Source organism: bacterium (assembly GCA_017744355.1).
In the GTDB taxonomy this organism is placed as follows: domain Bacteria; phylum Cyanobacteriota; class Sericytochromatia; order S15B-MN24; family UBA4093; genus JAGIBK01.
On record JAGIBK010000002.1, the window covers coordinates 411647 to 433267 of the forward strand.

Annotated in this window: 24 protein-coding genes; 16 read left to right on the top strand and 8 right to left on the bottom strand. The window is 66.8% G+C overall.

Annotation, left to right across the window (positions count from 1 at the left end):
* Positions 1 to 912 carry a hypothetical protein gene (locus tag J7643_07395; GenBank protein MBO9540401.1) on the top strand — a complete coding sequence of 304 codons (912 nt, stop codon included), beginning with the start codon at positions 1 to 3 and terminating at the stop codon, positions 910 to 912.
* Positions 913 to 946: 34 nt separating this feature from the next.
* Here J7643_07395 and J7643_07400 read toward each other — a convergent pair whose 3' ends face one another.
* From J7643_07400 to J7643_07415, 4 genes are all read right to left on the bottom strand, one after another.
* A complete protein-coding gene (locus J7643_07400) occupies positions 947 to 1567 on the bottom strand; it encodes a LysM peptidoglycan-binding domain-containing protein (protein MBO9540402.1) in 621 nt (206 codons plus the stop codon).
* Positions 1568 to 1671: 104 nt separating this feature from the next.
* Entirely contained in the window at positions 1672 to 2403 is a 732-nt protein-coding gene (locus J7643_07405) for an alpha/beta fold hydrolase (GenBank protein MBO9540403.1), read from the bottom strand.
* 19 nt (positions 2404 to 2422) lie between these two features.
* On the bottom strand, positions 2423 to 3019 hold the full coding sequence (recR, locus tag J7643_07410; protein ID MBO9540404.1) for a recombination protein RecR: 597 nt from the start codon (positions 3017 to 3019) through the stop codon (positions 2423 to 2425).
* A gap of 24 nt (positions 3020 to 3043) precedes the next feature.
* Positions 3044 to 3379, bottom strand: a complete 336-nt coding sequence (locus J7643_07415; protein ID MBO9540405.1) for a YbaB/EbfC family nucleoid-associated protein — start codon at positions 3377 to 3379, stop codon at positions 3044 to 3046.
* Between the two features lie 283 nt (positions 3380 to 3662).
* On the opposite strand from J7643_07415, the gene J7643_07420 reads away from it, so the two are divergent.
* The 9 genes from J7643_07420 (at position 3663) to J7643_07460 (ending at position 9407) form a co-directional block, all read left to right on the top strand.
* Positions 3663 to 4259 carry an RNA polymerase sigma factor gene (locus J7643_07420; GenBank protein ID MBO9540406.1) on the top strand — a complete coding sequence of 199 codons (597 nt, stop codon included), beginning with the start codon at positions 3663 to 3665 and terminating at the stop codon, positions 4257 to 4259.
* Complete coding sequence (locus J7643_07425) at positions 4256 to 4996, top strand: zf-HC2 domain-containing protein (protein MBO9540407.1); 741 nt, start codon at positions 4256 to 4258, stop codon at positions 4994 to 4996. The genes J7643_07420 and J7643_07425 overlap by 4 nt, the downstream gene beginning before the upstream one ends.
* On the top strand, positions 4989 to 5231 hold the full coding sequence (locus J7643_07430; protein ID MBO9540408.1) for a hypothetical protein: 243 nt from the start codon (positions 4989 to 4991) through the stop codon (positions 5229 to 5231). The genes J7643_07425 and J7643_07430 overlap by 8 nt, the downstream gene beginning before the upstream one ends.
* Positions 5232 to 5265: 34 nt before the next feature.
* Entirely contained in the window at positions 5266 to 5601 is a 336-nt protein-coding gene (locus tag J7643_07435) for a histidine triad nucleotide-binding protein (protein MBO9540409.1), read from the top strand.
* A 199-nt stretch (positions 5602 to 5800) separates the two neighbouring features.
* Positions 5801 to 5974: a 30S ribosomal protein S21 gene (locus tag J7643_07440; GenBank protein MBO9540410.1), complete on the top strand. Its 174-nt coding sequence runs from the start codon at positions 5801 to 5803 to the stop codon at positions 5972 to 5974.
* 111 nt (positions 5975 to 6085) lie between these two features.
* Positions 6086 to 7087: a PhoH family protein gene (locus J7643_07445; protein MBO9540411.1), complete on the top strand. Its 1002-nt coding sequence runs from the start codon at positions 6086 to 6088 to the stop codon at positions 7085 to 7087.
* On the top strand, positions 7053 to 8588 hold the full coding sequence (locus tag J7643_07450; GenBank protein ID MBO9540412.1) for an HDIG domain-containing protein: 1536 nt from the start codon (positions 7053 to 7055) through the stop codon (positions 8586 to 8588). Before J7643_07445 ends, J7643_07450 begins: the two co-directional genes overlap by 35 nt.
* 52 nt (positions 8589 to 8640) lie before the next feature.
* Positions 8641 to 9033, top strand: coding sequence for an rRNA maturation RNase YbeY (gene ybeY / locus J7643_07455; GenBank protein MBO9540413.1), 393 nt, complete (start codon positions 8641 to 8643; stop codon positions 9031 to 9033).
* Entirely contained in the window at positions 9030 to 9407 is a 378-nt protein-coding gene (locus tag J7643_07460; GenBank protein MBO9540414.1) for a diacylglycerol kinase family protein, read from the top strand. The genes ybeY and J7643_07460 overlap by 4 nt, the downstream gene beginning before the upstream one ends.
* Here J7643_07460 and J7643_07465 read toward each other — a convergent pair.
* Entirely contained in the window at positions 9385 to 10548 is a 1164-nt protein-coding gene (locus J7643_07465; GenBank protein MBO9540415.1) for a HAMP domain-containing histidine kinase, read from the bottom strand. The two genes, J7643_07460 and J7643_07465, sit on opposite strands and share 23 nt — an antisense overlap.
* 225 nt (positions 10549 to 10773) lie before the next feature.
* Between J7643_07465 and J7643_07470 the strand changes: the two genes are divergently transcribed.
* From J7643_07470 to J7643_07490, 5 genes are all read left to right on the top strand, one after another.
* On the top strand, positions 10774 to 12411 hold the full coding sequence (locus J7643_07470; protein ID MBO9540416.1) for a CTP synthase: 1638 nt from the start codon (positions 10774 to 10776) through the stop codon (positions 12409 to 12411).
* Complete coding sequence (locus J7643_07475; protein ID MBO9540417.1) at positions 12411 to 12821, top strand: cytidine deaminase; 411 nt, start codon at positions 12411 to 12413, stop codon at positions 12819 to 12821. Before J7643_07470 ends, J7643_07475 begins: the two co-directional genes overlap by 1 nt.
* 1 nt (position 12822) lies before the next feature.
* Complete coding sequence (era, locus tag J7643_07480; protein MBO9540418.1) at positions 12823 to 13716, top strand: GTPase Era; 894 nt, start codon at positions 12823 to 12825, stop codon at positions 13714 to 13716.
* 38 nt (positions 13717 to 13754) lie between these two features.
* The gene (recO, locus tag J7643_07485) at positions 13755 to 14492 is read left to right on the top strand and encodes a DNA repair protein RecO (protein MBO9540419.1); all 738 of its coding nucleotides are present in this window, start codon (positions 13755 to 13757) and stop codon (positions 14490 to 14492) included.
* Between the two features lie 202 nt (positions 14493 to 14694).
* Positions 14695 to 16812: a hypothetical protein gene (locus J7643_07490; GenBank protein ID MBO9540420.1), complete on the top strand. Its 2118-nt coding sequence runs from the start codon at positions 14695 to 14697 to the stop codon at positions 16810 to 16812.
* Between the two features lie 7 nt (positions 16813 to 16819).
* On the opposite strand, the gene J7643_07495 is transcribed toward J7643_07490, so the two are convergent.
* Both J7643_07495 and J7643_07500 read right to left on the bottom strand, forming a co-directional pair.
* Entirely contained in the window at positions 16820 to 17077 is a 258-nt protein-coding gene (locus J7643_07495) for a hypothetical protein (GenBank protein MBO9540421.1), read from the bottom strand.
* On the bottom strand, positions 17074 to 17955 hold the full coding sequence (locus tag J7643_07500; GenBank protein MBO9540422.1) for a nucleoside phosphorylase: 882 nt from the start codon (positions 17953 to 17955) through the stop codon (positions 17074 to 17076). The genes J7643_07495 and J7643_07500 overlap by 4 nt, the downstream gene beginning before the upstream one ends.
* A gap of 165 nt (positions 17956 to 18120) precedes the next feature.
* Here J7643_07500 and J7643_07505 point away from each other — a divergent pair, with 165 nt between their 5' ends.
* Positions 18121 to 19242, top strand: a complete 1122-nt coding sequence (locus J7643_07505) for an AI-2E family transporter (protein MBO9540423.1) — start codon at positions 18121 to 18123, stop codon at positions 19240 to 19242.
* Positions 19243 to 19376: 134 nt separating this feature from the next.
* Here J7643_07505 and J7643_07510 read toward each other — a convergent pair whose 3' ends face one another.
* Entirely contained in the window at positions 19377 to 21584 is a 2208-nt protein-coding gene (locus tag J7643_07510; GenBank protein MBO9540424.1) for an ATP-binding cassette domain-containing protein, read from the bottom strand.
* Between the last annotated feature and the right edge of the window lie 37 nt (positions 21585 to 21621).

Consider the following 21621-nt stretch of genomic DNA (forward strand, 5'->3'; position numbering starts at 1 on the left):
GTGAAGCCTCCAGGCCTGCGCACGGCGATCGCGCTTACGCTCCGTCAGGCGGGGGTGCTCTTGCATCCCCCCGGCGCGAGCCCTTATCTCGCGCTCATGCTCGCGGTGGCGGGCTTCGAGGTTGGCTTCAACACCCCCTATACCATCGCCGAGACCCTGGCGGTGCGGACCCTGATGACCGACGGGCCGGCTGCCTTCTTCGCCGCCCTCAAGGCGGTGCCCGATCCCTCGCGCCCGGCGCTCGGGACGGCGCTGCTCCTGGCGGCCTTGTGCCTGCTGACCTTCGGCGGCTGGCTCAACACGGCCCACGCCCTGGCGCGCGGTGAGGAGCCGACCCCCGAGGGTTGGCAAAGCGGGATGGCGCGCTCGGGCCGAGCACTGTTCTGGCTCGGTCTCACGGGGACCATCGCCCTCGTGCTGATCGGCGGCCTTGGTGCCGTTTCGGCCGCGCTGATCAAGGCGGCGTCCATGGGGGCACTCGGGGACGGCTGGCGGGCCAGTGTCTTGCCATGGGGGGTGACGAGCGCGTTCATCGCACTCTTGCTCGTCGGGGTCTACGCCCTGGTCTTCACTTTCCTGGCCGCCGTGGTGGCGGTGGGCGAGCCGGAAACGCGCCTCTTGCGGTTGCCGGCCCGGACCTGGAAGCTCTTCAAGGGGGCAAGCAGCGATCGCTTCTTGCCCCGGATGGGCGGGCTGCTTTTCGCCTGGTTCCTGCTCAAGACCGCGCTACAGCAAGCGATCATCCCCTTCCAGCCTCTGACGGGGCGGCTCGGGGATGTTCTCTCGGTCGGTGGGGCGCTGCTCAGCGGCCTCCTGATGGTCGGAGACGGGGTGATCGCCCTGATCGGGATCGTGCTGGCGGCCCAGCTCTATCAGGCCGCTGCAACGCAGGTCGAAGCGCGCAACGAATAGAGAAATCCCCCGCCTGATGGCGGGGGATTTCATTTTAGCGACCGAAGGTGGTTTCGCCGGGAAGCAGGACGCGGTAGCCGTTGAGATGCTGACCGCTGAGATCGTCCATGGCGTGGAAGAGCTGGTAGTCTGCTTTGCCCTTCTTGAGCACCGAGACCTTGTAAGAGTCCACGGGGCCGGCTTCGACCGTGATCTTGGAGAAGTCGAGCTCGGCAATCTTCTCGCCGGCTTTGCGGCGCGCGTCGGTCGACTTCTGGACGGCGATCGCAAGCACCAGGTTCACGTTGGGGTTCTTGGGGTCGGTGGGGATTTTCAGGACCTGGCCGGTGCGCAGCACGTCGGACTTGAGACCGTTCGCCTTCTTGAGGTCTTCGATGAAGCGGGCGGTGTCCTTGCTGTCGGCCTGGCCGAAGGTGTTGTCGCCGGCATAGTCGGTGGCGTAGGCGCGCGCCAGGCTGTAGAGGGTGGTCGACTTGGTGACGGGCACCAGGAGCGAATCCTCACCGGGGGTTACCGTGATCCACCGCTGAGGGGTGACCTTGACGGTATCGTTCACGGGCTTGGCCGCCCGAGCGGTGCTCGTGGCGGGCATAAGCGGCGTCGAGCGGAGCGGGGCGGCCTTGACGGGAGCGGGGGCGTCGAACGCGATGAGCATCTGGCCTGTCTATCCTTTCGGGGGCGTGCAGCCCCGAATCGCGGCAATCTCCGACTGAAGAGGTTATCGCGTTTTTAAGGATAGACTTGCTAACGATGAAGGGCCTAGGAGGCCGCCGGCTGCCGGGTCTTGATGAAGTCCATGATGAGGTCCAAGACGCGGTCTTTATCCCAGTCGATCATCATCTCGTGGGCGGAGCGCTCGAACCAGTGGATGTCCTTCTCGGTCGAGCCGACCTGGTCGTAGATGACCTGGGCGGATTCCGGCTTGATGACCGTATCGGCCTTGGAGACGAGGACGCGGATCGGCACCGTCACCTTCTGGAGGTCGGCCTCGACCCGGCGACCGAGCTCGTAGAATTCACAGAAGGCCTTGGTGGGGAAGATCGAGTAGTTCTTGGCGGTGCCGTAGGCCGAGCCCTTGGGGGGGGAGGGCATCCACCAGTAGGGCACGATCTTGGCCATGAGGTGGCAGTAGGGCGCCAGGGGATCGGCGACCCGCAGGGCGGGAGAGACCGTCACCACACCGACGATCTGGGCCGGACGGGCCATGGAGAGTTGAAGGGTGATGAGCCCCCCCATCGAGAGCCCGACCACGACGACCTTGTCGGTTTCGGTGAGCAGATCATCGAGCGCGGCGTTGGCGTCGTCGTACCAGTCCTGGGCCTTGACGCCCACCAGGTCACGAGGCTGGGTCCAGTGGCCGCGCATGGCGGGCATCCGGTAGGGGATGCCCGCGGCCGAAAGGTGGGGGATCAGGCCGTTCACCGATTCCGGTAGGCCGGTGAAGCCGTGGAGCAAGAGGACGCCGAGGGGCTGCTTCTGGGGCTGCTTCATAGGGGCCTCCTTGTGGCTGCTAGACTTCGCGCCGGCCTTCCAGCGCCTTGACGAGCGTCATCTCGTCCGCGTACTCGAGGTCGCCGCCCACGGGCAAGCCGAAGGCGATGCGGGTGACCCGGACGCCGAGGGGCTTGAGCATGCGGCTGAGGTAGAGGGTGGTCACCTCGCCCTCGATCGAGGGATTGATGGCGAGGATGACTTCCTGGATCTCGCCCGAGGAGAGTCGGGCGAGCAATTCCTGGATCTTGAGCTGCTCGGGGCCGATCCCGTCCATTGGCGAGATGAGGCCCTGCAGCACGTGGTAGCGCCCCTTGTATTCCTTGGTTCGCTCGACGGCCACCAGGTCCTTGGGCTCGGCGACCACGCAGACGGTGGACACGTCGCGGCCCGGGTGGGCGCAGAGCTCGCAGGGGTCGAGCACGCTCAGGTTGGAGCAGACCGAGCACATGCGGATCTGCTCCTTGGCGTCGAGCAGGCTCTGCGCGAGGCGCTTGACGTCCACATCCGACTGCTTGAGCAGATGGAACGCCAGGCGCTGTGCGCTCTTGGGGCCGATGCCCGGGAGCTTCTGAAGCTCTTCGATGAGCTTGGCCAGGGGCTTGGAGTAGAACACCCGTTCTCCTTGGTCTAGGTAGGCTTAACGGCCACCGAAGCCGGGGATGTTGAGGCCGCCGGTCACGCCGCCGATCTGGCCCTCGGCGAGCGCGCCCGCCTTGGCCTGGGCGTCGCGGATGGCGCCGAGCACCAGGTCTTCGAGGGTCTCGATGTCATCGGGATCGACCGCCTCGGGCTTGATCTTGATGGCGGTGATCTCCTTGTGGCCGTTGGCGGTCACGGTGACGGCGCCGCCGCCCGCAGTGCCCTCGACCGTCTGGCTGCCCAGGGTCTCCTGCGCCTTGAGGAGGTCCTCCTGCATCTTCTGGGCCTGCTTCATCATCTTCTGGAGGTCCATCCCGCCGAATCCACCGGGCATGCCGCGCATTTTTGAGTCCCTTTCCTTTTGCGAAATCAGTGACACGATCCAGCTCAGCATTATACCACGCGCGCCCGATCGAACCTTTCTCGCCCCGCTTTCGTCCAGGAATTGGATGCGTTGAAGCGCCGAGGAGGAATGACGGATGGTGTCGAACACGATCGCCTTGAGGCACGCGGGCGCGCCCGGGTTGTGGGGGGAGTCCAACTCCGGTAGAATCTCGGTCGGTAACCGAGAGACCGCACAGGTGGCCCCCCAGCCGCCGATCACGAAAGGACGCGGCGTGTCCAACTCCCCCGACAGGCAAGCGCTATTGGAGCGCGCCAAGGCGGGCGATAAAGGGGCTTTCGAGCAGTTGATCGCCCCTCTCCTCAACCGCTATTACGGCCTGGCCTACCAGATGATGGGCAACCAGGAAGACGCCTCGGACGTGGTCCAGGAGGCCATGATCAAGGCGTACCGCTCTCTGGCGAGCTTCCGCAGCGAGGCCGACATCGCCACCTGGCTGGGACGGATCGTCCGGAACTGCGCCCTCGACGAGCTCAAGCGCTCGGTGCGCAAGCACGAGGAGGCGACCGAGATCCTGCCCGAGGCCATGGGCCCGAGCCTCGACCACCCGACCGAGCAGCGCGAGTTGCAGCAGATCATGGGCGAGGCCATCGGCACCCTGTCGGAGAAGCTGCGTGAGCCCCTGGTGCTGTACGATATCGAGGGCTACAGCTACGACGAGATCGCCTCGCTGCTGGAGATCAACCTCGGAACGGTCAAGAGCCGCCTGAACCGGGCGCGCGAGACCCTGCGCCAGAAGCTCCTCGCTCAGAAGGCACGCCTCGCCGAGTATCTGCCCGGCGAGTATTTCGGCGAATCGAGGCAATCATGATGTGTGAAGACGTTCAGAACTACCTAGGGGAGTACCTCGACCCCGCCGAGGACGCCATCCCGCGCGCGGCGATCGCCGAGCACCTCGCCGGCTGCGCCGAGTGCACCGAGCACCTGCGGGAGCTTTCGATCGTCACGGCCATGCTGCGCGATCGCAAGGCCCCCGATGCGCCCCCCGACCTGATGGACAAGATTCGCCTGCGGCTCGCCGACGAGCCGGTACCCGCGCCGGCGTCGCCTCCGAGCGTGCTCGCCCGAGTTTCGAAGCTCATCAACTGGCCGAGCCTTGCCGCGGGGGCCGTGGCGGCCGGGACGATCATCGCCCTGGTGACGGTGGTGCTGCGCAACCAGGCGCCCTTGCCCACCATCCAGACGGCGGCGGTCACGGTCGCGAGCCCGACCTCGGTCAACATCGGCTTCGACGTGGCCCAGGACGTCAACGACGTCACCTTCACCATCGACCTGCCCAAGGGGCTCGAGTTCGTCGACGCCAACAACCAGCCCATCGACTCCCAGAGCGTGTCCTGGCAGGGTGAGTTGAAGCGCGGCAAGACCGTCGTGCCCATCATGGTGCGCGGCGTCCAGCCGGGACGCTTCGAGATCCTCGCCACCGTCCGCAAGAACCAGTTCGCCCAGACCACCAAGATCGTCGTGCCGATCGAGGGCCGCCAGGGTACGAACCCTTCGGCCGCGCTTTCCGCTTCCCTGATTCTCGAAGAGGGTAAACCCAATGCTTAGCGCCCTTGCGATCGCCTCCGTCCTGGTCGCGACCGTCCCCGATCCCGCCCTGGTCGCCAACGCCCCCGAGGCGCAGCAGAGCCCGGGCCTGCCCATCAAGGGGGTCACGGTCGACAAGAAGATGCCCCAGGGGGTGACCCACATCGAGGCGCCCCCTCTGCGGGGCTACAAGATCCAGCTCGCCCCCACCCCGCCCGCCACCCCTTCGCCCACCCCAGAGCCCAAGCGCCGCTAGGCCTCGGCCTGATTCGCAGCAAGGAATGCCGTCCATGTCCGATTGTCTCTTCTGCAAGATCGTCGCCGGCCAGATCCCGGCGCAGATCGTCTATCAGGACGATCACACCGTCGCCTTTCGTGATATCAACCCTCAGGCGCCGGTCCACGTCCTCGTGATCCCGAAGGAGCACATCCCCTCGGTCGCGCACCTGTCCGGGGAGATCTGCCATCACCTGATGGAGGCCGTCAACGCGGTCGCCAAGCAGGAAGGGATCGCCGAGAGCGGTTACCGGGTCGTCTCGAACGTCGGAAAAGACGCCCAGCAGACGGTCCCGCACCTGCACTGGCACGTCATCGGGGGCCGCGCCCTCCAGTGGCCGCCCGGTTAGCGCCCGCGGCTGTTTCGTCAGGCGGCGCGAGATCGCGCGCCGCCTGCCTTTGAGGGGGCGTCTCTCGCCGTCCTGAAGGAACGATGTCAAGCTTAGGAGTTGTTTTTCACTCGCTTCTAGGTTAAGATTAGGGTTCCTGGGTCGCCGAAACCTCTTTGGCGTGTGCCCGGCATTTTTAAAATCGGAGGGGGTGAGTTACTTGGCAGAAGTTCGTCTCGGCGAAAGCGAGTCGATCGAGAGCGCCCTCAAGCGTTTCAAGAAGAAGATCCAGAAGGCTGGCATTCTTTCCGAAATCAAGCGTCGTGAGCGCTATGAGAAGCCCAGCGTGCGTCGCAAGCGCAAGTCGGAAGCCGCTCGCAAGCGTCGCTCTTAAGAGCCTCTGGTTAAACTCAAGAACGGAGCTTGGTTTCAGGCTCCGTTTTTGAGTTTTCTGGTATCATGCCCCTGCCCCCCGCGGCCCGTCGGCCGCCCACGAGAGAGCTGAATGCCCACGGAGATCCGGATCCCGCTCAAGGCCCCCCACAATGCGCTGTTGCTGACCGGCAACAACGAAGAGAACCTGCGCCTCGTCGAGCACGAGCTCGGCATCCAGGCCACCATGCGTGGCAACGAGCTGGTGCTGATGGCCGGCGACGACGCCCTCGGCTCGCTCGAGATCGGGCGCCGCCTCTTCGAGGAGCTGGACGCCTGGCAGGGCCTCGACTCGATCAAGGCTTCCGAGGTCTCCTACGCCCTGCGCCAGATCCGGACCAACCCGGACGCGCCCATCGGCACCCTCTACGCCGAGACCATCGTCACCACCCAGCGCGGCAAGCCGATCCGGGCCAAGACCCTCCACCAGCGCGCCTACGTCAAGGCCATCCACGAGCACACCCTCACCTTCGGGCTGGGGCCCGCGGGCACCGGCAAGAGCTTCCTGGCGGTGGCCATGGCCGTCTCGGCCCTCAAGGACAAGCGGGTCAGCCGCATCATCTTGACCCGCCCGGCCGTCGAGGCGGGCGAGAACCTGGGCTTCTTGCCCGGCGACTTCCAGGCCAAGGTCGATCCCTACTTCCGCCCCCTCTACGACGCCCTCTACGAGATGATGGACGTGGAGCGCTTCCAGAAGTACGTGGAGCGCGGGACCATCGAGGTCGCGCCGTTGGCCTTCATGCGCGGGCGCACCCTCAACGACGCCTTCATCATCCTGGACGAGGCCCAGAACACCACGCCCGAGCAGATGAAGATGTTCCTCACCCGCCTGGGCTTCGGCTCCAAGGTGGTCGTCACGGGCGACGCCAGCCAGACGGACCTGCCCCGGGGCAAGGTCTCGGGCCTCGCCAACATCGAGGCCCTGCTCAAGGACGTCCACGACATCGCCTTCGTCAAGTTCACGCAGGCCGACGTGGTTCGCCACGATCTGGTCGGCCGGATCGTGAAGGCCTACGAGCGCTACGAGGCACAGCAACCTTATGATTCAAGCCGTCATCGACAAGGTTCGCGCTAGCGCGGCCGAGCGGATCCCCGCGGGGCTTCGCGCAGTCTTCGAGCGGGTCGAGACCCACCAGGCGATCGCCGGGTGGGCCTCGTTCGTCCTCTTGACGGCCCTGCTCCTGCAGATCCACTCCGCTTGGCTGCCGGCGGGCCATCCGTCGAGCTACCTGCCCGCCCTAGGGGTGGTGATCCTCGTCGCCACCCTCGTGAGCCTCTACGTCGCCTACCTCCAGCTCTTCGAGCCCGAGATCGTCCGCGAGCCACGCCGTCTCTACGTGCTGGTGCTGGTGACGCTGCTCGTCTTCACGGCGGTGTGGGTCCTGGAGCTGCTCAAGGCCTCGCCCTACCTCTCGCCCTTGCCGGCGGCGGCAATCCTGCTCGCGGTCTTCCTCAACCCGCGCATCGCCCTCTTCACGGTGCTCGTCATGGGTCTGACGGCCGGGGCCACTCTCGGTGCGGGCGCGCCCTCGGCCCTGGAAGGGGCGGGTGCGGTGCTGGTGCACATCGGCGGGGCGCTGGCAGCGGTGCTTTCGGTCCACCGGATCCGGGCGCGCTCGGACCTCGCGCGGGCGGGCCTCTTCGCGAGCCTGGTCAACGTGGCCCTCATCGGGGCACTCGGTGCGCTGGAGGGCGGCATCGCCCCCTTGGGCTGGAGCCAGAAGGCCATCTGGGGCGCCATCGGCGGCGTGGCCTCGACGGTCCTCGCCGTGGGCATCCTGCCCTACTTCGAGGCCCTCTTCGACATCGTCACCCCCTTCAAGCTCCTGGAGCTCGCCAATCCGACCCAGCCGCTCTTGCGCCTGGTGCTGACCAAGGCGCCCGGCACCTACCACCACTCGATCATGGTGGGGAACCTGGCCGAGTCGGCCGCCGAGGCCATCGGCTCCGACGGGCTGCTCTCGCGCGTGGGGGCCTACTACCACGACATCGGCAAGACCAAGCGCCCCATTTTCTTCGTCGAGAACCAGCTGGGGATCGACAATGCGCACGACAAGCTCAACCCGCGCCTGTCGGCCCGCGTGATCATCGCCCACGTGGAGGAGGGCCTGGAGCTTGCGCGCCAGCATCGCCTCCCCAAGGACATCACCGACTTCATCGCGACCCACCACGGCAAGAGCTTCGTCTCGTACTTCTACCACCAGGCCCGCGAGGCCGAGGGGGCCGACGCGGTTTCCGAAGAGGGCTTCCGCTATCCCGGCCCGCGCCCCTGGACCAAGGAGCAGGCCATCGTCATGCTAGCGGACGCCACCGAGGCGACCCTGCGCACCGTCAAGAGCCCGACCATCGAGTCGATCGAGGCCACGGTCCGACGCATCATCAACAAGCGCCTGGCCGATGGGGAGCTCTCCGAGAGCCCTCTGACCCTCCATGAGCTCGAAGTGGTGGCCCAGACGTTCATCCGCATCACCCAGGGGCTCTACCACCAGCGGATCGAGTACCCGGACCAGTGGCTCAAGGACCTGGGCCCCAAGAAGCAAAGCGAAGGAAAAAAGGTTGGAAATCCTGCTCGATGACCAGACTGACGCCGGGCTCGACCTCCCGCACTGGGAGGCGCTCGTCGCCAAGATGCTCGTCGCCGCCGGCCTGGAGGATCGCGCCGAGGTGTCGGTGACCTTCGTGGACGACGCGGCGATTCACGCCCTCAACCGCGAACACCGCCAGAAGGATCGCCCGACCGACGTCCTGAGCTTTCCCCAGTTCGAGCCCGACGAGGAGTTCCCGCCCGAGCCGATCCCCTTCTCCCTGGGGGACGTGGTGGTGTCGGTGGACACGGCTTCGCGCCAGGCCGAGGAATACGGCCACTCCTTCGAGCGCGAGGTGGGCTTCCTCCTGGCGCACGGTCTCTTGCACCTCCTGGGCTACGACCATGAGACGCCCGACGAGGAGGCCGAGATGCGCGACAAGCAGCGCGAGTTGCTGGGAGCGGTGGGCCTCGGCCGAGAGGAGGATCCGGCTTGAGGTTCAAGGCCCATAGCCTTTTAGCCAGCTTCAAGTACGCGATCGCGGGTCTCTACTTCATGCTGCGCACCCAGCGCAACATGCGGATCCACACCGTCAGCGGCTTGCTGGCCTTCGGTCTGGCGGTGGCGCTGAAGCTGCCGCGCCTGGAGCTTGCACTCGTCGCAGTGGTCTGCTCGCTGGTGGTGGTCTGCGAGATGTTCAACACCGCCATCGAGAACGCGGTGGACCTCGCCACCCACAAGCGCCATCCGCTCGCCAAGGCCGCCAAGGACGTGGCGGCGGCGGCCGTGCTCGCCTCGGCCCTCAACGCCGTGCTGGTGGGCGGCCTGCTCTTGCTGCCGCCCCTGCTCAGGATCCTGCTTCGGGACTAGCGAGCTTCAGGGGCGGCAGCTCGTTGGGGTGGTCCGCCTCGTTCCAGACGGGCAAGGTGAACTTGAAGGTGGCCCCGCGGCCGAGCTCGCTGTCGACCTCGATGTGGCCGCCGTGCAGAGCCAAGAGCTCCTTCGAGATGGAGAGCCCCAGGCCCGTCCCCCCGTATTGCTTGACGTTCTCCACCTGGGTGAAGCGCTGGAAGAGGCTCTTCTGGGCCTCGGGCGAGATCCCGATGCCCGTGTCCTTGACTTCGACCGCCACGTCGTTGCCCAGGGGCCTGGCGCTGATGGTGATGGAGCCGCCGGGCTTGGTGAACTTGATTGCGTTGCCCAAGAGGTTCACCAGCACCTGGATGATGCGCATGGGATCCACCCAGACGAGCGGCAGATCGGCCGGCAGCGAGGCGATCGTGAGTGAGAGGCCGCCTTTATGGGCCAGGGGGTCCACCTGTTCGACCGCATGGCCCAAGAGCTCGCTCAGCGAGGTCGCCTGGCGATCGAGGCTCAGCCGGCCCCCTTCCAGCCGCGAGAGGTCCAAGAGGTTGTTGATGAGCAGCAAGAGGTCCTTGCCGCTCTGGATCATGCGGTGCAGCACCTCGAGCTGTTGCTCGCTGAGCGCCCCGTAGGTGCCTTCCTCCAGGAACTCGCCGTAGCCCAGGAGCGCCGTGAGTGGGGTGCGGATCTCGTGGCCGACCAGGTTCAAGAGATCCGTCTTCTGCTGGTTGAGCCTGGTCTGCTCCTCGTGGGCGGCCTGGAGGGCCTGGTGCTTCTCGTTGAGCTCCTGATTGAGCCGCTCCAGCAGGTGGGCGTACTGGCGATAGCATTCGGCCTCGGCCCGATGCACCTCGGCCTGCTTGCGGTAGCAGGCGATGAAAGGCGCGGTCGCTTCGTTCAGGAGGTCGCTCGCGTACTTGAGCCCTTCTTGCGGGCGGAGGCTTTCGCACTTCCTGAGCGCCTGGGCGTGCAGGTCCAGCAGCTGCTCGGGCCCGCACCCCTCGGCGATCAGCAACTCACCGATCGCGCGCGCGCGCCTGCGATCGCTCTCGTTGGGGTGCGTGACGAAGCGACAGAGCAGGGTCGCGTACTCGTCCAGCAGGGGGCGGAACCCGCCGGTGCTGCAGGCGGGCGTGGTCTCGGCCATCGGCGTCTCCTTCGTATCGCCCGAACCGCCGCGCAGGGATCTCGGGCCGACGCGAGCCATTGTATCAACTTCATTAACTTCGTTGAATGCCGTCTTTCTTGCCTGGCGAGTGCGCACGGGACCTGTCTTGCGCGCCGTGGCTGAAAAGGAGGGGGCAAGACAAGCGATCCACCTGGTATAATCAAGCTCCGAGCGGATCATATAAACTAGACAGCGAGGAGTTGCATGCCCACCAAGTACATTTTCGTGACCGGCGGGGTCGTCTCGAGCATCGGGAAGGGCATCGTGGCGAGTAGCCTGGGCCGCCTGCTCAAGAACCGCGGGTACTCGGTGCGCATCCTCAAGCTCGATCCCTACATCAACATCGACCCGGGCACCATGAGCCCCTACCAGCACGGCGAGGTCTTCGTGACCGAGGACGGGGCCGAAACGGACCTGGACCTGGGTCACTACGAGCGCTTCACCGACACGGACCTGGGCCGGGAGAACTCGGTGACCTCGGGGGCCATCTACTGGTCGGTCATCACCAAGGAGCGCCGGGGTGATTACCTCTCGGGCACCGTCCAGGTGATACCCCACATCACCAACGAGATCAAGGACCGGATCCACAAGGTGGGCGCCAAGGCCGACGTGGCCATCGTCGAGATCGGCGGCACCGTGGGCGATATCGAGGGGCTGCCCTTTTTGGAGGCCATTCGCCAGTTCCGCAAGGATGCCGGGCGCGACAACGTCCTCTACGTCCACGTGACCCTGGTGCCCGCCCTCAAGGCCGCCGGTGAGCTCAAGACCAAGCCGACCCAGCATAGCGTCAAGGAGCTGCGCTCGCTCGGCATCCAGCCCGACGTGCTGGTCTGCCGGACCGAGGCCCCGCTGCCCGAGCACGTCCGCGAGAAGCTCGCCCTCTTCTGCGACATCGACGCGGACGCGGTCATCGAGAGCAGCGACGTGAAGCACATCTACGAGGTCCCGGCCCTGCTGGAGCAGCAGGGCCTGGCCGAGCAGGTCGTCTCCCGTCTGGGCTTGAAGCCCGGGGTCAACGACGCGGCCGCCTGGGAAGACTTCGTGGCGCGGCTCACGAGCCCCACCCGCAAGATCCGCATCGGGATCGTCGGCAAGTACGTCAAGCTCGCCGACGCCTATCTCTCGGTCATCGAGAGCTTGCGGATCGCCGCGGCTCAAGAGGGGGCCGAGGTGGAGCTGAAGTGGATCCACGCCGACTCCGAGATCGAGGAGGACGGCGCCGAGCAGCACCTCTCGGACGTGGACGCGGTGATGGTGCCCGGCGGCTTCGGCCTACGCGGGATCGAGGGCAAGATCGCGGCCATCCGCTACGCCCGCGAGCACAAGATCCCCTTCCTCGGCCTCTGCCTCGGGATGCAGACCGCGGTCATCGAATTCGCGCGCCACGTGGCGGGCCTCGGCGGGGCCAACTCGGCCGAGTTCGACCCCGGCACCCCCTATCCGGTCATCGACCTCTTGCCCGAGCAGAAGGACGTCAACGGCATGGGCGGCACCATGCGCCTGGGGGCCTACCCCTGCCAGCTGGTGCCGGACACCCGCGCGCGGGAGCTGTACGGCACCGAGCAGATCGCGGAGCGCCACCGCCACCGGTACGAGGTCAACAACGCCCTTTTGCCGCGCCTCGTCGAGAAGGGCCTGGTCGTCAGCGGCACCAGCCCGAACGGCCGTCTGGTCGAGATCGTCGAGTTGCGCGATCACCCCTACTTCGTCGCCTGCCAGTTCCACCCGGAGTTCAAGAGCAGGCCGAACAACCCGCATCCTTTGTTCCTCGGGTTCGTCCGCGCGACCCTCGCCCTGGGCGATCGCGCCGGCGCCCCCCTCGCCGCGGAGGTCCGCTCATGATGAATTCGCGCCCCAGCTTCGATCGCAGCGCTCTACTGGAGCAGGCGCGTGAGGCCATGCGCTCGGCGTATGCCCCCTACTCGCGCTTTCCCGTGGGCGCGGCCCTTCTGACCGAGGACGGCCGCGTCTTCACCGGCTGCAACGTCGAGAATGCGGCCTACCCGCTCTCCATGTGCGCCGAGCGCGTCGCCATCGGCAAGGCCGTCTCGGAAGGGGCCACGCGCTTCGTCGCGATCGCCGTCACCGCCGAGCGGATCCGCCCCGTCACCCCCTGCGGGGCCTGCCGCCAGGTGCTCGCCGAGTTCGGCGAGATGGCCGTCGTGCTGGACCAGCCCGACGGCACCTGGGATCTGGCGGTCGCCGATCTCTTGCCCCACGGGTTCTCCGCTGCCAGCCTCGAGGAAGTTTAACTTGTCCACTACGCCTTTTCGCTCCGGTTTCGTCGCCTTCGTCGGCCGCCCCAACGTGGGCAAGTCGACCCTCATGAACAAGATCGTCGGTCAGAAGATCGCGATCGTCTCGTCCAAGGCCCAGACCACCCGCCACCGCATCAAGGGCATCCTCAACCGGGACGAGGCCCAGGTGGTCTTCGTGGACACCCCCGGCGTCCACAAGCCCCTCCACCTGTTGGGTGAGCAGCTGGTGAAGGCTGCGACCGACACCCTCTCGGACGTGGACCTCATCGTGTTCCTCGTGGACGGCCGCACCAGCGCGGGTCGGGGCGACAAGTACGTGGCCGACCTCATCCAGCAGGTCAACAAGCCCGTCATGCTGGTCCTGAACAAGCTGGACTCGCTCAAGGTCGACCCCGAGGTCCTCAAGAGCTACGAGGAGCTCGGCAACTTCGAGGGCGTCCGCGTGATCTCGGCCCTTTACGGCAAGGGCGTGCCTCAGCTGGTCGACGAGCTGGTCTCGAAGATGCCCGAGGGCATGCCCTTCTACACCGAGGACGAGGTCACGGACCAGACCGAGCGCGGGATCGCGGGCGAGCTGGTGCGCGAGGCGGTGCTTCGCCTGACCAGCGAGGAGGTCCCCCACGCGGTGGCGGTGCGCGTCGACGAGTTCAAGGAGCGCGAGGACGGCAACGCCTACATCCAGGCGACCATCTTCGTCGAGCGCGAGAGCCAGAAGGGCATCCTCATCGGCGAGAAGGGGACGAAGCTCAAGGAGATCGGCCGGACGGCCCGCATCGCCATCGAGAAGTCGCTCGATCGCAAGGTCTACCTGGAGCTGTGGGTCAAGGTGCTGCCCAACTGGCGCAAGCAGGCCAAGAGCCTCAAGCAGCTCGGGTATGCGGTCGACTAAGCGTCGCCAAAGCCACTTGATTTCAGGATAATAGAGGGGTGTCTACCTACACCGCCACCGGCATCACCCTGCGCCACTACCCCACCGGGGAGTACGATAAGATCCTCGTGCTCTTCACCCGCGAGCACGGCCTCAAGCGGGTGATCGCGAAGGGTGCGCGCCGCAAGCAAAGCAAGCTCGGCGGCAAGAGCGAGCCGCTGGTGCGCGCCGAGTGGTTCCTGGGTAAGGGCAAGAACCTCGACGTGGTGGCCCAGTGCGAGGGCCTGCATGCCCACCGGGCCCTGCGCGAGGATCTCGACCGCCTCCTCTCGGGCATGTACCTGGCCGAGCTGGTGGAGGCGCTCGTCGAAGACGAGCAGCCGAACCCCGACGTCTTCGATCTGTTGGCCTCGACCCTCATGGTCCTCGAGGTGGCCGCCTCGCCCCCCCTCGTCGTCGCCTGGTTCGAGCTGACCCTGCTGCACGCCCTGGGCTACGGCCTCGAGCTCGAAGCCTGCGTACTGTGCGGCGACGCCCTCGACCACGACGGCTGCGGCTTCTCGGCCGAGGAGGGTGGAGCAGTCTGCGCGGCCTGCCGGGCCGTTTCTGCCGCTCGGCGCCTGCACTACAAGGGCCTTGAGCTGTTGCGCCGGCTCTCGGCGGTGGAGCTTTCGGCGATCGCCGCCCACACCCTCAGCCCGGAGCTGCTCGCTCATGCCCGCTCGGCCCTGCAAGCCTCCCTTGCCATTCACGCCGGGCGCCCGTTGAAGGCGCTGGACTTGCTCGTCAAGCCCTAAAACGGAGAAGGCTTTCGTTGGCCCTTGGCAGCTCTTGCCTGGCCGCTCATGCCACAATCCCATTGAAGCATCCTTAACATTCTCCCCCTCTTGTTTCTCATGGGCCGCCACGGGCGGCTTGATGGGGCTTGTGGCCTGTGCGCCCAGCCTCTCTCTCGGAACGACGCGGATCCCTCGCATTCGAAGTGGAGGCAGAACTCCGATGATCGACGCCCGCTGCCGGCTCAGCGCCTTGAGCTTCTTTCCGAACGAGAATCCCGACTGGGACTTTGCGCGCACTCGGCGCCTCGCCCTGCGCACACCCCATGGGGAGTGGTGCCAGTCGGCGCTGAGCGCGTGCGAGGCCGACGGCTTCTGGTACCACCAGGTCGATTACGCGCACGAGGGTTTCGTGGCGCGCGTCCAGGGCGAAAGCTGGAAGGCGATCGATCGCATCGGCTTTCGGCTGGTGGTCGAGGGGCAGACGCCCGAGCTACGGGCGGGCGAGGTCACAGTGACCCCCGATTGGGTCCTGTACCGCTTCGAAGCCGAGGAGGGCTGTCTTGGCGTGCGCTATCAGCTCTTCGAGGTGCCCGAAGCCGCGACGGCCATGCTCGCGGCGACCTACACCTGGGAGGGAGCCGGCAAGGCCGATATCCTGCTCAAGCCCCTGTTGGATCTGCGCGATATCCACTACTTCTCCGATCCGGAGGGCCACCATGCCGAGCGCCTCGATGAGCGCTTGCTCGTCGTCCACCACCAGCGGCACCTGGCGATCGCAAGCGACACGCCCTTCGCCCTCTTCCCCGATCGGCAGGTGCGGGAGCTGTACTACCCCTTGGGCTCGGGCGAGCGCGAGGTGCTCCACGGGCGGATCCACTTCAAGCGCGAGTACTTCCGAGGCATGAGCTTGGGGGCTTTCGCCTTCGACCTCTCGGCTCCCGTCACCCTCGCGTTTGTCGCCGCGCCGCACGAGGCCGAGGCCATCGGCGCCGTGCACGTCGGCCTGGAGCACCTGCCTGCCCTCGAAGCGGCGTGCGAGGCGAGCGCGGCCTCTTACCATGCGCGCCTGCCGGGTCTTGCCCGCGAGGTCGCATCGCGCGTCTACGTCATGGCCGAGAAGTTCGACCTGCCCCGAGGCGAGCGCGCAGTGCCAGGCGCGGGCGCCTGGTGGGCCCGGGAGCCCCACCTCTCTTCGATCTTCGAGGGCTTGCTACACAACCGCCAGACCTTGCTGCACGTAGGCCGTGGCGCTTTGATCGAGGAGAGCATCCGCCTGGCCCTTGATCACCCGGCACCCGAGACCGATCTCCTGCTTTTCGATTTCTTGGCCGAGCACCTGCCAGCCCTGCGGGACCCGAACCTGCTCGATGAGTTGTACGAGGCCTACCGTCGCGCCTTCGAGGCGTTCGCGAGCGGCTCGCACGACGCGCTAGGCGGCGCCCCCGTCCTGGATCAGCGGGGCTTGCTGTCGAGCCAGCCGAGTGCGTCGTGGATGAACGGGATGCGCGCCCTATCGGTCGAGGGGCTCCAGGTCGGAGGCCTGCCGGTCCGGATCGATCCGGCCTGGCAGCAAGAGGCCATCGCCTGGCTGCGCGATGCGCGCCACGTCCAGGCTCTCTTCCAGGTGCCGGCCTATTACCTCCCCGAGCTGAACGCGCGCTGGATCCGCATGCTCGAGACGGGGATGGCGCTGGCTGACCGCTGCAATGACGCGGCGCTGCTCGATGCGAGCCGGGTGGCCTACGAGCGGGCGCTTTCGAGCTTCAAGCGCGTCTTCTGGAATCCGGAGGCGGGCTTCCTGTACAACTTGGTCACCCGTGAGGGACGCGTGGATCCGACCCGCGCGATCACGGCGGTCGAGGCGGCCGCGCGTCTGGGCGAGCGGGTCTTTTCTCGTGATGAGCTTGCGGCGATCTGGGAGGCGGCGCGCGATCACCTGCTGGTGCGGCGCACCCTCGCCGGCCGGCCGGCGGCCTTCGGGCTCATCGCCAAGGAATCCGCCGAGCGGACCTACCTGGGGGATGTCCAGGCGTACGAAGCGGTCTGTTGGCCGAGCAAGACCCCCTACCTGCTCAAGCTCCTGGCGCAGCTGGGCGAGACCCGGGTGATGCGCGAGATCCTGGCGACCAATCTCGCGCATCAGTTCGACGAAGGGGCAGTCTTCTACGCCGGCGAGCTCATGAGCTTGCCCGAGGGGGGCAACCCGTCGCCGAACCCTGCCACAGCGCAGGACCCAGTGCCGGTCCGAAATCCGATGCACTGGGCCGCTCTGTGGTGCGACGCGTACCTGGCCGCAGCTACCGATTGCATGCCACCCCGCTCCGGCGGGATCGCCTGAGGCGGGTTTAGACCCCGGGCTGGGGGGCGCGGGTCTGCAGCAGGCGCACGAGGCTCACCAGGCTGACCAGCGCCCAGGTGGTCTGCAAGAGGATGAAGCCGTACTGGCGGCCGACGACCGCCGCGTACCCGAGCCCCAGGGCCCCCAGCAGGTTGAGGAGCTGGTAGGCCGCCGAGCGGTTGTTCATCCAGCCGAAGGTGTTGCTGGCGAAGGCTGCGAGCACCAAGAAGGCACCCAGCAGGGAGATGAGCTGTACCGGGTTCATCGCGCGGCCTCCTGCCCGATGGGCACGTTGTGGTGGGCGATCGCACCGAGCTCCTCGGCGGCGAGCTGGCGGACGGTCTCCAGCACGAGCTCGACCGAGCCGTCCACGGCCCGGCGCTCCTCTTCGGGGGTGGCGAAGGGCCGATCGTCTCCCACAACCCCGAGCACGGCGCCCGCCAGCACCTGGTGGGCGTGGCCTTCGCCTTGCTGCCGGAGCTGGTGGTTGTAAAGCGAAGCGAGGATGAAGAGCTGGGCGGTTTCCATCTCGGAGGCGAGTACGCCCGAGGCGCTCAGCACCTTCATGTAGGCGTGGTTCTCCTCGTGCAGGGGGCCGGCGCCGAACTCGCGGGCGAAGAGCGAATCCTTGCAGTGGACGGTGCCGAAGTGGGTGGAGGGAGCGAGGCCCAGGGCGGCAGCGGCGCGCTTGGCGGCAAGCACCACCTCGAGAGAGGCGACGGCGGGCACCTCGATGGGCACGTAGCGGCGCGAAGTGGCTTCGTCGCGCACGCTCGCGGTGGCGACCACGAGGCTCCCGGCGCGGATGTTCGCGGGCTGCAGCGAGCCAGCGGTCCCGACCCGCACGAAGCGCTTGGCGCCCAGCTGGCAAAGTTCGTTGACGATGATGTCGATGCTGGCGCAACCCATCCCCGTCGAGACGGTGGCCACGTCGACGAAGCGATCGCCGACCTTGAGGCGCCCGAGGTAGAGGTTGTGGCAGCGCGGGTGCGGCAGGACGCGGACGTCCTCGAACGACTCGGCGATCCGCTGGGCGCGCCCGTCGGACCCGGGCAGGATCACGTAGCGCCCGATACCGTCGTTGCCGGCGAGATCCGCCGGGGTTGCGTTGATGTGGTGGGGGACGAAACCGTCCGTCGTCATCGCTCACTCCTTTGTGTCGCTGGATGTGGACAGGTCTTATACCCCCTACGCTTGCCTGTTACACCGCTCGCCGCGCCGTGGCGCTCGTCCTGGCCTTCGGCCGGTGGCTTCGGTATAATCGTTGTTTTACGGGCTTTTGCGCCCGCATGCCAATTCGGAGGTACCGTGGGGCGTAACTGGTCGGAAACCTTCTTCAAGCTCGCGTCGAGCCTCTTGATCCTGGTGCTCTGCTACGTCGGGTGGCAGGCGGCTGGTTACTTCCAGGACGTCTTGACCGTGCTGGTCAGCGCCAGCCTGGTGGCCTACGTCCTGCAGATGGCGGTCGAGCCCCTGTCGCGCCGGATGCCGCGCTGGTTGGCGGTGCTCTTGGTCGTCGTGGCCTTCGTGGTCGGCGTCGCGGCCGCGGTGTCGCTCGCGGTGCCCTTGGTGCTCAACCAGGTCCAGATGCTGCTGGTGCAACTGCCGGGCGGCATCGAGAAGCTCCAGGACCAGCTGGATCTCCTGAACACCTATCTGGCGTCGCGCCACCTGAAGGCGGACTTCCGCATCGACGCGTGGGTCCTGCCGCGTCTCGAAGGGATCGGCCAGAGCGTGGCGAGCAACTTGCCGGGCTTCTTGATGGGCTCGTTCTCGGGCTTCTTCAGCGGCGCCATGATCCTGGTCTGCTCGTTCTATCTGCTCAAGGACGGCACTCGCCTCTGGCGCAGCCTGCTCGACGCGCTGCCGAGCCGCCTGGCGCTCCAGGCTTCGTACTTCCAGGTTGAGCTGGATCAGAGCCTCAACCGCTACGTGCGCGGCCAGCTGATCAACGCGGGGGTGGTGCTCGCGGCGGCCTCGACCGCCTTCAGCCTGCTCGGGATGAACTACGGCATCGTGGCGGGTCTCATCTGGGGCCTGGCGGAGATCATTCCCTACTTCGGCCTCTACCTGGGCCTGGGGACGGCGGTCTTCCTCGCGATGCTTCAGGGCGGCCCCGTGGTGGGCAAGGTCCTGCTCGCGGGGCTCGTCATCTGGTGGACCAAGGACAACATCATCGCGCCGCGCGTCATGAGCCACACGACGGGCCTGCACCCCGTTCTCATCATCGCGGCGGTGCTGATGGGAGGCAAGCTCGCGGGCTTCTTGGGCGTTTTGCTCGCGATTCCCATCATGGCGGTCATCGTGACGACGCTGCGCTTCTGGCTACAGCAGCAGCGCGCGCGCGAGCTCGCGACTGTCGAGCCTGCGCCTGTCGAGCCCAGGCCGAAGTCGCCCGGACCGGCGGTCGAGCCGTTGCCCGAAGCTTAGCGCCGATAGTGAACACCGTAATCCCCTCGCTCCTTTCTGGGGCGAGGGGATTACAGCACCTAACAAAGCGATTCCGCTTGCCCTGCGCCGACGGCGGCCAACGGTCCTCCCATGCCTGGTCTTGTTAGCTGCTCTTACGATGTTTGCTCTCCCGTGCGCTCGGCCATCGTCAGACTCACGTGCGCCTCGAAGGCCGGGGCGCGCTCCATCAGCTCCAGGAAGGCTGCGCGGTCGAGCGAGAGCAGGTGGCAGGGCGTCAGGGTTCGGATGGTCGCGCCGCGGGGCGCGTCGGTGCTCAGCGCGATCTCGCCGAAGTAATCCCCGTCCTGGAGCTGGGCGACGCGCCCGGCGGTGCCGTCGGCTTGACGCTTGAGCACCTCGACGGTGCCGCGGGCGATCAGGTAGAAGCGATCGCCCGCATCCCCTTCGCGAAAGACCTCGCGCCCCGCGCCGACGTGCTGGGACAGGAAGCGACCGGAAAGATCGGTAAGAAGTCCTTGATCGAGGGTGGCGAACAGCTGCAAGCGAGTGAGCCACTCGGGTCGGACCCGGTTGGCGACGAAACCGTTCTGCTTTTCCCACCATTCGGCATAGAGGCCGCCCGCTTCGAGAAGTGTCGAATGGCTGCCCTGCTCGACGATGGCCCCGTCGTTCAGCACGTGGATCTGCGCGGCGTGTTGGATGGAGGCGAGCCGGTGCGTGGCGATGAGCACGGCTGCTCGGTCTTTCGCAACGGCTTGGACGGTTGCCAGGAAGCTCGCTTCGCTCTCGCCGTCCATGGCGCTCGTCGCATCGTCGAGGATCAAGAGGCGGGGGCCTCGCAGCAGGGCGCGCCCGAGGGCGAAGCGCTGCCATTCGAGCGGCGAGAGGCGCAGCTCGGCGATCGCGGTATCGAGCCCTCGGGGCAGGGCCAAGAGGGTTTCGCTCAGTCCCACGGCCGAGAAGGTCTCGTCGATCGCTTCGGGGCTGGCATTTGGCGCTGCGAGCAAGAGGTTCTCACGCACCGAGCCGGGGAGGAACTGAGGTTCGGCGCGCAGGACGGCCATACGCGCGCGTAGGCTCTCCCGGGTGAAGCGCTCGATCGGCTCGCCATCCACCGTGATCGCGCCCCCCAAGGGCAGTGCATCGCCGATGAGCAGGTCGATCAGAGCGCTCTTGCCAGCGCCGCTCGGGCCCACCAGGGCCACGGTGGTGCCGCGGGGAATCGCAAGACTCGCCTCGCGCCGTGCATCGGTTGCTCCGAACGCGAAGGAGACCCTATCGAGCTGCCAGTGCGCTGGATCCTCGGGGGCGGCGATGGCCTCGGGCGCATTCGCCTGCTGGGGCACCTCCTTCAAGAGGTCCTCGATGTGCTGCAAGGCGCCCGCGGCCGGCACGACGATGGGCAGGTAGTTGATCACGTACGAGACGGAATAGCTCAGCGTCACGAGCAGCGCCTGGAACGAGACCAGCGAGCCGATCGAGATGGCCCCCGTGAAGGCGAGATAGGCGCCCACCCCCATGGTCAGCACCTGGAGGAAGCTGATCCCGATGTTCGCCGTGCGCTCGACCACCGCGCTGATGAAGCTCACCTTGAGGCCGTCCTGGGCCAGGCGTCGCGTGCGCTCGTGAAAGCGCGTGACGGCATCCGCTTCGAGGCCGAACTGCTTGATGAGCGGTTGGAAGGCGACGTTCTCCTGGACGTGGGCGACGATGGCCGCTTCTTCTTGCTTGTAAGCGTAGCTCTCGCGCGATGCCCGGTTCGAGAACAGCCGAGGGCCAATCAGGCTGAACGGCCAGATCAGCATGGCGACCAGTGCCAGGCGCCAGTCCAGCAAGAAGAGGAGAACGGTGCTCATGGCGATGTCCATGAGGGGCAGGACGACCCAGGGCACGACGCCTGCGACCGCGTACTCGACCGCGGCGATGTCGATGGAGAAGCGGGCCATGACGTCGGCTTCGCTCGTGCGGCGGTAGAAGCCCAGCGGCAGGCGCTGGAGATGGGCGAAGATCTCCCGGCGCAGGTCGCGCTGGATCCGGCTGACGATCTTCGCGTAGAGGTAGTCCCGTCCCAGCCCCGTGGCCGAGACCAGCAGCAGGGCGCCGAGCAGCGCGCTCAGGGTGAGGGCCAGAGCCGCGCGGTCCTGGTGCGCGATCGCCCCGTCGATGAGGTACTTGAAGCTCATGGGGACGAGCCCGGTGAAGCCCATCTCGAGCGCCAGGGCGGCGGCGATGACCCCGCACATGGCCGGGTAGCGCATGAAGGAGCGCCCGATCCGCAAGAGGCTGCCCACCACGCCGAGGATGGGCGCGGGCTCGTCGGCAGGGGCGGAGCCGGGGGAGTTCAACGGGCCGGTGGGCATTGGAGCTCCGAATCGAAAAGCGGGGGCTCCCTTATTG